The organism is Cutibacterium sp. 37298 (assembly GCF_023838685.1).
GTDB classification, from domain to species: Bacteria; Actinomycetota; Actinomycetes; order Propionibacteriales; family Propionibacteriaceae; genus Cutibacterium; species Cutibacterium acnes.
In genome coordinates this window covers 71,603-84,063 of record NZ_JAJNRJ010000003.1, presented here as the reverse complement: position 1 = coordinate 84,063, position 12,461 = coordinate 71,603, and the positions used below count along the sequence as shown (strand labels likewise).

The 12,461-nt window shown below is 60.3% G+C and carries 10 protein-coding genes; 7 read left to right on the top strand and 3 right to left on the bottom strand.

The window, feature by feature from the left end:
- Positions 1-24: 24 nt before the first annotated feature.
- From LRP59_RS09025 to LRP59_RS12035, 3 genes are read left to right on the top strand one after another with little or no spacing between them, the layout of a single operon-like run.
- On the top strand, positions 25-990 hold the full coding sequence (locus LRP59_RS09025) for a hypothetical protein (protein ID WP_002522120.1): 966 nt from the start codon (positions 25-27) through the stop codon (positions 988-990).
- A 14-nt stretch (positions 991-1,004) separates the two neighbouring features.
- The gene (locus tag LRP59_RS09020) at positions 1,005-1,868 is read left to right on the top strand and encodes a bifunctional methylenetetrahydrofolate dehydrogenase/methenyltetrahydrofolate cyclohydrolase (RefSeq protein ID WP_002514746.1); all 864 of its coding nucleotides are present in this window, start codon (positions 1,005-1,007) and stop codon (positions 1,866-1,868) included.
- On the top strand, positions 1,865-2,203 hold the full coding sequence (locus tag LRP59_RS12035) for a DUF3017 domain-containing protein (protein ID WP_002522121.1): 339 nt from the start codon (positions 1,865-1,867) through the stop codon (positions 2,201-2,203). The genes LRP59_RS09020 and LRP59_RS12035 overlap by 4 nt, the downstream gene beginning before the upstream one ends.
- A 76-nt stretch (positions 2,204-2,279) precedes the next feature.
- On the opposite strand, the gene LRP59_RS09010 is transcribed toward LRP59_RS12035, so the two are convergent.
- The 3 genes from LRP59_RS09010 to LRP59_RS09000 all read right to left on the bottom strand — a co-directional run bounded on the left by LRP59_RS09010 (position 2,280) and on the right by LRP59_RS09000 (position 6,066).
- On the bottom strand, positions 2,280-3,623 hold the full coding sequence (locus tag LRP59_RS09010; RefSeq protein ID WP_002514744.1) for an aldehyde dehydrogenase family protein: 1,344 nt from the start codon (positions 3,621-3,623) through the stop codon (positions 2,280-2,282).
- 427 nt (positions 3,624-4,050) lie between these two features.
- Positions 4,051-5,034, bottom strand: coding sequence for a malate dehydrogenase (locus LRP59_RS09005; protein ID WP_002532004.1), 984 nt, complete (start codon positions 5,032-5,034; stop codon positions 4,051-4,053).
- 180 nt (positions 5,035-5,214) lie between these two features.
- Positions 5,215-6,066: a formyltetrahydrofolate deformylase gene (locus tag LRP59_RS09000; protein ID WP_002522125.1), complete on the bottom strand. Its 852-nt coding sequence runs from the start codon at positions 6,064-6,066 to the stop codon at positions 5,215-5,217.
- Between the two features lie 195 nt (positions 6,067-6,261).
- Between LRP59_RS09000 and LRP59_RS08995 the strand changes: the two genes are divergently transcribed.
- The 4 genes from LRP59_RS08995 (at position 6,262) to LRP59_RS08980 (ending at position 12,383) form a co-directional block, all read left to right on the top strand.
- Positions 6,262-8,466 carry an NADP-dependent isocitrate dehydrogenase gene (locus LRP59_RS08995; protein ID WP_148378563.1) on the top strand — a complete coding sequence of 735 codons (2,205 nt, stop codon included), beginning with the start codon at positions 6,262-6,264 and terminating at the stop codon, positions 8,464-8,466.
- Complete coding sequence (locus tag LRP59_RS08990) at positions 8,463-9,611, top strand: hypothetical protein (RefSeq protein WP_002533393.1); 1,149 nt, start codon at positions 8,463-8,465, stop codon at positions 9,609-9,611. The genes LRP59_RS08995 and LRP59_RS08990 overlap by 4 nt, the downstream gene beginning before the upstream one ends.
- Before the next feature lie 127 nt (positions 9,612-9,738).
- Positions 9,739-11,145, top strand: coding sequence for a hemolysin family protein (locus LRP59_RS08985; protein WP_002514738.1), 1,407 nt, complete (start codon positions 9,739-9,741; stop codon positions 11,143-11,145).
- A complete protein-coding gene (locus LRP59_RS08980; RefSeq protein ID WP_002514737.1) occupies positions 11,142-12,383 on the top strand; it encodes an aminoglycoside phosphotransferase family protein in 1,242 nt (413 codons plus the stop codon). The genes LRP59_RS08985 and LRP59_RS08980 overlap by 4 nt, the downstream gene beginning before the upstream one ends.
- Positions 12,384-12,461 lie beyond the last annotated feature (78 nt).

Genomic DNA, 12,461 nt, shown 5'->3' with positions numbered 1-12,461 from the left:
GGTGATGGTGTGACAGTGACGACGATGACGGCGCTCGGTCGGCAAGCGCTTGCGGTGACTGCCAGATGGCTTCGCGACGGGCTCTGTAGCGGCAAGAGGGGCCGCTCAAACAGCCTGATGGTGCCCTGGTTTTCCTGCCAGACGATGATTACTCCATGGCAATTAGAAGGATACCGGGTACGCAGACTGCCGGTCGGCCACGACTTCCAGCTCGACGCGGACGCTCTTGCTGATGCCCTTGCCGCCTGCCGACGCCAAGGTGAACACCCAGCGGTGTTGACCTGCGAGACCTTCGGAATTCAGCCAAGTTCGAAGCTCGTCGAGGTGCTCAAGCAGGCTCGTCGTGACAGTGTGCCAATTGTCGTCGATCGTACTCATTCTTTTCTTGCGCCGTCCCTGACCCCCGCTGATATCGAGGTGGTCAGTATTCGCAAGCTTCTTCCCCTGACCGAGGTCGCATGGGTGCAAGCAGACGACGACCTTTCGGAACTCGTTGGAACGCGAGACAACAAAGACGTGTTTCTGACGAGGGCCCGGCGTCGGTTTTTGAAGGACCGAGGCCTCGACACCTTCGAAGAAGCTGAAAACCTGGCCGACGACTGCTGGGCTCCAGTTCCTCCCGACGATGACGCCCGAGCTGAATTTGAAGGGTTTAACGTTGCCGAGTTCTCTCGCCGGGTGGACCAGACCCGCGCTGCCCTTCTGAGCGGCTTGGAGGCGGCCCAGATCGTCAATCCGAGTGCCCGCTGCGCGATGGTGCTTCGGCACCCGGCCGCCGATGAGTTGGCAGACCGGCTACGTAACGTCGGCGTGGTTGGGCCATTGCACTGGGATCGGCCGCAGCATATAGACGTCGACTGGCCCGACGACCTCGTCAGTCTGCCTCCGGTGATGGACGAGACCACGATTGATCGGGTTATTGACGTGGCGACGATGGTGGTCGAGGGAACGCGGTTCTCGTGGAAAGATAGGGACCTGTTGAGGCCGTGACACAAGGAGGATCCATGACCGCCCAGAAACTCGACGGTAAGGCTACTGCCGCCGCGATCAAGTCCGAACTGGCCGAACGCGTAGCAGTCCTGCGCGATCAAGGTGTCGTACCGGGACTGGGCACCGTGCTCGTCGGGGAGGACCCGGCCTCGCACCAGTACGTCGCTGGCAAGCATCGCGATTGTGCGCAAGTAGGCATTGAATCGATTCGTGTTGATTTGCCTGCCGACGTTACCGAGGAGGAACTTGCTCAAAAGATCCGCGGTCTCAATGCCAACCCGCATTGCACCGGTTACATCGTTCAGCTACCGCTGCCACGTCATATCGACACGAACTGGGCGCTTAACCTCATCGACCCTAACAAGGACGCCGACGGCTTGACCCCGGCATCACTGGGGCGTCTTGTTCTCAACGAGCCGGCCCCGCTACCGTGCACTCCGCGCGGCATCGTCGAGTTGCTGACCCGTCATGGCATCGAGCTGCCGGGTGCCAACGTCTGCGTGGTCGGACGCGGTACGACTGTGGGACGTCCGCTCGGGCTACTGCTGACCCGTCGTTCGGAGAACTGCACCGTCACCCTGTGTCACACCGGGACCCGTAACCTTGCCGAACACACCCGGCAGGCCGACATCATTATTGGCGCTGCTGGGTCGCCGGGACTCATTAATGCCGACATGATCCGTGAAGGGGCAGTCCTCGTGGACGTCGGTGTGTCACGGACTGCCGAGGGGAAGATCCAGGGCGACTTTACTGCCGACGTGTGGGAGAAGGCCGCGTGGGTCTCTCCGAACCCCGGTGGCGTTGGACCGATGACTCGCGCCATGTTGCTATCCAACGTGGTAGACCGGGCTGAACGGCTCGCCGCGGATCTTTCATGAGGCAGCCGCGCCACGCCGCTGAGGCGCCCGTCGGTACCGCGACTCGACATGCTCGACGGAGCGAGCGCTGCGCTGAATCTAAGGAGCATCTTCAATCTTGGTGGGCGCTCACGGTCTGTCTGCTCGGGGTTGCTGCTTCAGCAATCGTCATGGGCACGGGACACTGGCGTCGCGGCGCGATGGTCTTTGCGGCATCGGTGGTTATGGCAGGGATTTTGCGGGTAGTGCTGCCCGAACAATGTGCCGGGTTATTAGCGGTCCGGGCACGGTGGATCGATTCGGTTCTCCTGCTAGGGCTAGGGGCGGTGATGGTCGTCGTCATCCTCACGAGGTGACGTCAACTCACCTGTGCGATGTCTCACTAGTGGCGTGGGTGGGACATCGCGCAGGGTCTTGCCCGGAACGCAGAACTTAATGTGCGTCCAGAACGCAACGCCGCCGACGAGCGAAGCTGCGGGCCGAGGTCAGCCCCTCACCGGTTGGCCCCGCGATAGTGAAAGTGGCGAACCCTTCCCCGTTGATCCCAATGCCGGCGAAAGACGGCCCATTCTTGACGAAGATCGTCGTCTGGATGCGTCGGGCCATGAGGTCCAACCGCGAAACATCCTTGGAGTGCATGATCGCAGTGTGACGGTTGCCGTGCTCCAGATCGACGGCCAAGTCGATGGCGGTGAGGTAATCGGTGACGGGAACCACCGGCACCACTGGCATGAGCATCTCCACCTGCACGAACGGGTCCGACGGATCAGTAACCATTGTCACCAAGCGGGTGTCCTGATGAGGCTCAATCCCCGCAGCCCGCAGGATCTTCTGGGCGTCCTGACCAACCCATGCGGTATTCGGTCGAGTGCCAGAAGGGTCGAGCAGTAAAGAACGCAGTTTGGCGAGCTCCTCGGGATCACTGACAACCTGCGCGCCATTGGCCGTCATGGCTGTCATGAGCTGGGGCAGCACTTCGGCGACGACGATGACTTCCTTCTCAGCGGTGCACGGCAGGTTGTTATCGAAGCTGGCTCCCTGGACGATGTCGCTGGCGGCCTTGGCCACATCAGCGGTTTCGTCGACGACGGCAGGCGGGTTGCCCGATCCGACCCCAATCGCTTTCTTGCCGCTCGACAGCACCATGTTGACGATCTGCGGCCCGCCGGTCGCTACGAGCATCGTGATGTCGGGGTGGGTGATGAGAGCTTTGGTGGTATCTGGAGTCGGCTCAGTGATGACAGTGATGAGGTTGTCGGGAGCTCCCGCCTCGACCATCGCGCGATTGAGAACGTCAACGAGCCATGCGCTGAGATGACGAGCCCGCGGATGGGGGCTGAAGACGACGGTATTACCGGCAGCCAACATTCCGACGGTGTTGCAGATGATTGTCTCAGTGGGATTCGTCGTCGGCGTGATGGCGCCAATGACTCCGTAGGGGGAGTATTCGAGGGTGGTCAAGCCGTCGTCGCCCTGACGTGCCTCCATGACGAGATCTTCGACACCAGGGGTGCGGGTTGCTGCATAGAGATTCTTGAGAACCTTGTGGTGGGCGTTGCCCATCCCGGTCTCCTCGACAGCAGCCGTGGCCATGTATTCCAGACGTTCCTGCTGACTGGCGGCTTCGCGCACGGCATTGATGAAGATACGGCGCTGCGCCAAGGAGCAGTCAGAGAAGGCGAGGAAGGCCTTATGAGCGGCAGCCACTGCGGCGTCGATGTCGGCGAACACTCCGCAGAGTTGGGTGCTGGTGGGAGGGACTGCTGTGGTGGTCATGGCTGCTGGCTCCTTCGGGTGTGGAGTCCTGGGGGAGATCCGCCTCCTTGCGGTGGACATCAGGACATCTGACGCATCGATCATAGAAATGGCGACAGTCGCTCGTCTAGAGCAACAACCAGAACGTGTCCGAGGTGCAGTTAAGGCATGCCTGAGCGTGCACTAATGAGCATTTCTGCGGGTGCCTTAATTGTGGCTTTTATCACTGCACACCAAGCCCTCGAATCGGGCTGCAAACCGCTTTATATCAGGGCTATACGCACTGTCATCGCCGGGGCTGTAACCACGATGTACTGCACATTCGTGCATAAGTGTGGTGCATCTCTCTCGACGCTCGACTACCGGCCGAAACTACCGAAATTTCACGCCGTGACGCGCAGAACGGGCCCGGAAACGTGACGTTTTCCGGGCCCGTTCGTCGGGTCGATCAGATGAGGCCGAGTTCCTTGACGGCGTCACGCTCGTCGGCCAGCTCCTTGGCAGAGGCGTCGATCTTGGCGCGCGAGAAGTCGTCGATGTCAAGACCCTGAACAATCTCGACCTTGCCATTGGTGATAGTTACCGGGAAGGAAGAGATGAGGCCTTCGGGCACACCGTAAGAGCCGTCAGACGGAATCGCCATGGACACCCAGTCTCCCTCAGGAGTAGAGCCCATCCAGTCGCGCATGCACTCGACGGTGGCGTTAGCGGCCGAAGCAGCCGAGGAGGCGCCGCGAGCGTCGATAATGGCAGCGCCACGTTTGGCGACGGTTGGGATGAACTCGTTCTCGATCCAAGCCTCGTCCACCAGGTTGGTGGCCTTCTGGCCGGCGACCTCGGCGTGGAAGACGTCGGGGTACTGGGTGGAGGAGTGGTTGCCCCAGATGGTCATGTGACGGACGTCATTGACAGTCTTTCCGGTCTTGCGGGCAAGCTGCGTTTTGGCGCGGTTGTGATCCAGACGAGTCAAGGCGGCGAAGTGGTCGTTCGGGATGTCGACCGCGTTGGTAGCAGCGATGAGGGCGTTGGTGTTAGCGGGGTTGCCGGTGACGAGAACGCGGACGTCGTCGGCAGCGACGTCGTTGAGGGCCTTGCCTTGGGCGGTGAAGATAGCACCGTTCTTGGTGAGCAGATCGGAACGTTCCATACCCGCTTTGCGGGGCATGGCGCCGACGAGGAAGGCGGCGTTAACTCCGTCAAAGACCTTCTTTGGATCGTCACCGATCTCGATATTCACGAGATTGCCGAAGGCGCAGTCGTCAAGCTCCATGACGACGCCCTCAAGGGCTTTGAGGGCCGGGGTGATCTCGAGAAGGCGAAGCTCGATAGGAGTGTCTCCGAGCAGCGAACCGGAAGCGATGCGGAACAACAAGCTGTAGCAAATCTGGCCAGCAGCTCCGGTGACGGCAATCTTGACTGGGGTCTGGGTCATGGATCTCTCCTTGAAAGTCCTCGATGACACTTGGCTATTTTGAAGCCTACTCGCGGTGACGATGTGAAGTTGGCCGGGGGACTTATTCGTATCAAGAATGACCTCACCCATGAGGGCCAGGTGGCGGCCCGCCATGTGGGATCGGATGACGGCCCTGGTGGGGGGTGTTAGGAGGTACCGCTACTGCAAGATGACGGTGCGCATTCCGTCTAGGAAAGTGCGGTGCTCAGCGAACAGACGGACGGCCTCATTAAGGGTGGCAGATTCGGTGTCCTGGCCGACGGCGGTGAGTTGAGCCACCGTCTGAGAATGGTTGACCCGTTGCACTCGCTGTTCGATGATGGGGCCCTCGTCAAGGTCGACGGTGACGAAGTGGGCCGTCGCGCCAATGAGCTTGACCCCGCGGGAATGGGCCTGGCGGTACGGGTTGGCACCTTTGAAACCGGGCAGGAAAGAATGGTGAATGTTGATGCACCGTCCTGACAGTTGCTCACACAGTTCAGGAGAAAGGATCTGCATATAGCGGGCCAATACGACGAGCTCGACATCAAGGTCCCCGACGGTGCGTAATACCTCCTGCTCGAAAGACGTCTTGGACTCGCGGTCGACTTTTTGCCACCGGAACGGGACCTTATGGAAAGCAGTCAAGTCGGCGAGGTCAGGATGATTCGCCATGACCTGGACGACGTCGATTGGCAGCCGACCAGCGTCTCGGTTAAACAGCAAGTGAGACAGGCAATGGGGCGCTTTGGAGGCCAAGATGAGGGTACGGACGGGCCGTCCCAACTCGTCGACGTGGACAGTAGCGTTGCACTTTCTGGCGAGTTCACTGACGGCCGACTCGAGGTCGGCCCGGCTGCTCGCTGACTCGACCTGCAACCGGATGAAGAAGTTTCCGGTGTCGGTGCTAGTGAATTGCTGACACTCTGTGAGGTTTCCGCCCACCTGGGCGCACGCCCCGGTAACGGCATGGACAAGTCCGGGGTGATCCGGGCTAGTCCAGGTGACGACGAGCTCATGGGATTCCGACATGACCGGTACGGTAGTCGGCCTCGCCACACCAGATGCGATATCTCGCGAACTGGATGACGACAATTCGGTGTTCTATGGTGTTCCTTTTCGGTGTGTCAGAAATGTCCGCCATCTCCACTATTCTTAAGACGAAGTACCGCTAGACGCCCTGCCGGGTTGCACACCGGCGTTCCTCTCGACCACAGGAGTTCGTGCATGCCTACCATCGTCTGGACCAAGATCGACGAGGCCCCCGCCCTCGCGTCATATTCCTTACTACCCATCGTGGAGGGATTCCTCGACGAGTCGGGTATTGACATCACGACCTCGGATATTTCGTTGGCGGGGCGCATCCTGGCCCAGTTCCCGGATCGCCTGAATGAGGATCAGAAAGTTGCCGACCATCTAGCTGAGCTAGGTGAGCTTACCGGCTCCTCGGATGCCAACATCATCAAGCTGCCCAATATCTCGGCATCGGTCCCGCAGCTTAAGGCCGCTATTGCCGAGCTGCAGTCTCAGGGCTACGAGCTTTCGGACTTCCCAGACAAGCCTTCCACCGATGAGGAGAAGGAAATCGCTGCTCGCTATGCCACCGTGCTCGGTTCGGCGGTGAACCCCGTATTGCGTCAGGGGAACTCCGATCGTCGCGCCCCCGCCGCGGTCAAGGCATACGCCAAGGCTCACCCGCACCGGATGGGACAGTGGACTGATCAGGTCAAGGCCCGAGTCGCGCATATGGACCACGGAGATTTCTTCGACCATGAAGAGTCTTTCGTCTCCCGGGGGCAGGATCTCGACGTTGTGCTCATCGGGACCGATGGTTCCGAGACGACCTTGGCCGGCGGCATCAAGACTCTCGACGGTGAGATCGTTGATGCTACCTTTATGTCCGTTGATGCCCTTGACGAGTTCTACGCTTCTTCCCTGGCCCAGGCCAACGAAGAGGATCTACTGTGGTCGGTTCACCTCAAGGCGACGATGATGAAAGTCTCCGACCCGGTCCTCTTTGGCCATGCAGTGCGCACCTTCCTCGTCGACGTCTTCGAGAAATACGGTGACGACCTCAACTCGGTAGGCGTCAATCCCGATCTTGGACTGGGCGACCTTTACACCCGCCTCGAGAAGCTTCCCGCAGAACGCGCGACTGCAATTAAGACGGCCATCGATTCTGCCTTCGCTGCTCGCCCGGCCCTGGCCATGGTCGATTCCGACAACGGCATTACTAATCTGCATGCCGGCAACCTCGTCATCATCGACGCTTCCATGCCAACTGTCGTCCGCGATTCCGGATGTATGTGGAACGCCGAAGGTAAGAGACAAGAGACCCTAGCCTGCATCCCCGATCGCAGCTACGCCACCATGTACGCCGCGATCATGGACGACTCCCGCGAGCATGGCGCCCTCGACCCGGCCACCATGGGCGATGTCCCGAACGTCGGCCTGATGGCTCAGAAGGCGGAGGAATACGGCTCTCACCCCACCACGTTCATCGTCCCCCATGACGGCCGCGTTGAGGTGCGCTGTGGTGACGAGGTGTTGACGAGCCAGCAGGTCGAAGCCGGTGACGTGTGGCGCATGAGCCGGGTGCGTGACATCCCGGTGCGCGATTGGGTGCGCTTGGCCGTTGAGCGGGCACGCATCACCAATACCCCGGCGGTATTTTGGCTCGATGAGAACCGTGCTCATGACGCCCGCGTCATTGAGAAGGTCAAGGCCTATCTGCCGAAGCACGAGGGGTTGGATATTCGCATCCTGGCCCCTGCCGACGCTATGAAGTTCACCCTGGCGCGGATCCGCCGCGGGGAGGACACTATCTCGGTAACCGGCAACGTGCTGCGCGACTACCTCACTGATCTCTTCCCGATTCTGGAGATTGGTACTAGTGCCAAGATGCTCTCGGTCGTCCCACTGCTGGCTGGTGGCGGCTTGTTCGAAACTGGTGCCGGAGGCTCGGCCCCCAAGCATGTCGCCCAGTTCGTCGCTGAGGACTACCTGCGGTGGGATTCCCTGGGCGAGTTCTGCGCTCTAGGTGCTTGCCTCGAGCACATCGACCAGACCAGCGAGGGCACCAAAGCGGGAATACTTGCGGTGACCCTTGACAAGGCCATCGGTGCTTTCCTCGAGAACGACCGCTCCCCGGCCCGCAAACTCGGACAGATCGACAACCGGGGGTCTCATTACTGGCTGGCCCGCTATTGGGCTGCCGAGCTGGCTGCTCAGCATGATGATGCCGAACTTGCCGACCGATTCTCCGATGTCGCGACCGAGCTGGCTGCTCGTGAGGACCAGATCCTGAAGGAGCTCAACGGGGTCCAGGGCAGCCCGGTCGATATGGGCGGGTACTACCACCCTGACGAGGAGCTCGTCGCGGAGGCCATGCGTCCCAGCACCACTTTTAACGCGATCATTGAATCCCTGTGAGTGCAGCCCCGATTTCGGCCGGTCATGAGGATGTGGACCGACGTCGGTGGTTCATCACCATCGGCATCGGTCTTGCCGTGTGGGTGGCTCAACGCCTGGCCCTCATAGCGGCGATGGCTTCGGACGGACCGGTCGTTCCGAGGCTGACTCGATGGGACGGAAGGTGGTATTCCGTCATTGCGGCTGGGGGTTATCACTGGCCCAACCCCATGTTTGGCCATACCGATCCCTGGATATCCGATCTGGCGTTTTTGCCAGGGCTGCCAGCTCTTGGCAGGGTGATCATCGTTGTCACCGGGATGTCGCCGTATTTAGCGATCCTCATTGCCGCGCAGATGGGTTTCCTCACAGCCGCTGCGGTCATCATAGCGGTCGGACACCGAGTGGCAGGACCGACCGCAGCGGTGCTGTTGGTGGCGTGCTGGGGCGCCGCGCCTCGTGCTGTCGTTGAATCGATGGGATACACCGAGGGCTGGTTTATCGCCCTTGTTGGGCTCGGACTGCTTGCCATCCTGTCGGGACGGTGGATCCTCGCGGGCGTATTCGTTGGCGTCGCCGGTCTGTTCCGGGCATCCGTCGCCCCGGTGTGCATCGTCCTCGGTATCGCGTGGTTGACGAGCCTGTGTACGAAGGCTGAAGCGGGGCAGCGGTGGCGTCGTTTCGTCGGGATGGCGTTGAGCCCGCTGGGATTGCTGACCTGGTTTGTTATCGTCGCTCATCGCACTGGTAGATGGAATGGTTACCTGCTTGTTCAGAAGGCGTGGGGGAGCGAGATGGGGACCCTGCTTGACACGTGGGAAGACCTTCATTCGCGGATGGATCACGTTCCGTTCGACTGGCGGTATACCGGCTTGGTCGCCCTGGCCTGGTGCATGTATCTCGCCCTTGGCATCGTCATGGCAGTTCGACGCGAACAGGTGTGGTTGACGGTATACGTGCTTGTGACCGTGATCTTCATAGGTCACATGCAGGGGTATTTCAACTCCAAGGCCCGATTTCTGCTGCCCGCTTTTCCGGCATTTCTGCCAGTGGCGAGATTGCTTGACCGGAGTCCGAGATGGCTTCAAGCGGTGTTCGTCCTCGTCATCTCGGCAGTCTCGACGTGGTGGAGCCTGGACATCTTAGGACACAACCTCTCACCCTGAGGCGTCCTGCCGTGGAGTTCTGCCGGGCTGAGCTCCTATTCTTGTCTTATGCACAACGATGACCGGGAGGGCGATAGTCACGCCACCTTCGTTATTGCCTCTGTGAAGAGAGGAATGGTGAAGGCCCGTGGCTGAGGTCTTTGAGAACGCCGCCCTTATTCTCTTGTTCATCCTCGTGGGCGGGGTGTTTTCGGCTGCCGAGATGGCGCTGGTGAGCCTCCGCGATTCCCAGATCAAGCAGTTGGCGGCGACCCGCGGATCTCGCGGTCGTTCCATTCAAAAGCTGCAATCAAATCCCAATCGTTTCCTTTCTGCGGTGCAAATCGGCGTCACCTTGTCAGGCTTCCTTGCCTCCGCCTTTGGTGGTGCGACGCTGGCCAGCGAGCTCGCGCCAGTATTCGAGTCCTGGGGAATGTCGGCGTCAGTGGCTGCAACGGTCGCCCTCGTCACTATCACGGTCATTATTTCCTACTTTTCGATCGTGTTAGGTGAGCTTGTAGCTAAGCGTTTGGCCATGCAGCGTGCAGAGGGATTCTCCGTGGCGCTTGGCCCGATGGTAAACGGTATTGCTACCTTGTTCCGGCCTATCATTTGGTTCTTGGGGGTTTCGACAGACCTTGTCGTTAAGATCCTTGGCGGTGATCCAACTGCGGCTCGCGAAGAGGTGACCGACGAGGAGATTCGTTCCATGGTCGTCTCCTCGGCGACGTTGGGGGACGAGGAGCGCACCATCCTTGACGAGGTCTTCGCCGTGGGAGAGAAGTCCTTGCGCGAAGTAATGGTTCCGCGCACCGAGGTCGACTTTCTGCAGGGATCAATGAAGGCTGTTCAGGCGGCTCAGGTGGTTCGCGACGGGTCCCATTCTCGGTATCCGGTGATCGATGGATCGGCGGATCGGGTGCTTGGATTTGTTCACGTTCGAGATCTACTCGAACTCGACCCTCAAATTCGTACCAGTCGGGTATCCCAACTGGTACGTACCGTCGTTTCCTTACCCGATAGCGTCAAAGTGCTTAAGGCGCTGACCGAGATGCGTCGCACTAATGCTCACTTGGCGATTGTGCTCGACGAATACGGTGGCACGGCTGGCATCGTCACTTTGGAGGATCTCGTCGAGGAGATAGTTGGCGATATTACCGATGAGTACGACACCGTTGAACCGTCTGACCTGGCTCACGTCAGGCAGCGCGATATTGACGGCCTAACCACGCTCGAAGAGTTTTCCGACAAGGTTGGTCTGGTGCTGCCCGAGGGGCCTTACGACACTCTCGCGGGGTATTTCATGGCTCAGACCGGTGAGGTGCCTACTAAGGGTGCCCAGGTCGACGTTCACCTCGATCCGGTTGGATACGTGCCCGATGAAGACGACGAGGATGTTGAACCCGATCCCAATATTGAGCTGACGGTTACCGAGGTTGATGGTCTACGTGCAGCGTGGCTGAGGATTCGTCGCTTGGATGCGCCTGGCGCGCCAACGGTGCCAGCGGGGGCGTCGGCAGTCCCGCGCCCTGAGCGGGAGGCGGCAAGCGCGTGAGGAGGCGACCCGCATGGCTCGGCGTTCCCGGAAAAGATGCCGACGGAGCGGTCTTGCTGACTGGCCCGGAGGCCGGTGAGTTGTTGAAAGCAGCTGTCGAGCACGCTGGTGGAGGGCTCGTCGATTGGCACCTCGACCACGTTGACGCGAACCCTGGTCAGTCCACGACAGCGACCTATCAGGCTCGGGTGCAGTGGCCTGCGGGGGAGCGGCAGGAACTCTTCGGCATGAGTGCCCGAGCGAGTGGCCCGGCAGTGACTGATTCACGTGCTGACATTTATGTTGACGGATCCCGGGAGGTCGCCGTCTGGCGTTATCCTGACGACCCTGATCTGCCGGGACTATCTCGCGCGGCATACCCCGAACAGATGGCAGCCATCATCTCTGACCTTAACTTGGTTGGCGCCCGGGTGAGCGCCCAGCAGATCAATCTGCACATGATCGGATATCGGCCGCGACGTCGCGCGGTGTTGTGCGTTGAGGTCAACAATCGGCGCTTCTATGTCAAGGTGTTGCGTGAGGGCATCTTTCAGGCGACGCTGGCCCGCTACGACTTACTGACCCGTGCGTCGGTGCCGAGCCCGAGGGTGGCCGGCGTCACCGAGGACAACCTGCTTTTTCTTACCGAATTGCCGGGATGCCCACTTAGCAAGGCGCTATTTGAACCAGGAAGTCCGTGCACCGCCGAGAGCCTTGTTGGTCTACTCGACCAGTTACCTCCGCAGGTGTGCGACCTTCCGCGCCGGTCACCGTGGAGCGAATCGGTCGCTCACTACAGCCGTATGGTCACAGCTGCCCTGCCGGACCAGAGCGAACGGTTAGAAAGGATGGCTCAGATCATTACCACAGGGCTGTCAGATGTGCCGGCAGAGAACGAACCCACCCATGGAGATTTTCACGAGGGCCAGATCCATGTGTGGAATGGCCACGTGTGCGGAATCCTCGACGTTGACACCATCGGACCGGGACGCCGGTCCGATGATCTCGCGTGTCTCGTTGCCCACCTGTCTACGGTGCAGCGCATGAATGTACCCCAGGCCGATCGCATGCGGCAGATTTTGACAGCGTGGGTTCCGGTCTTTGATGCGCGGGTCGATCCGATTGAGTTGAGGCTGCGTTCTGCGGCGGTCGCGATTTCGCTGGCTACCGGGCCTTATCGCAGCCAAGAGGACAACTGGCAGGCCGAAACCTTATCAATCGTTGACGCGGCTGAAGCTCTGGTCAATCAGGTGGCCTGACGCCCCGTTCGCTCTATGGACCCGCTCGCCCTATGAATTGCTGGCGCCACCCAAGGTCGAGGCGATATGCTCCTGCTT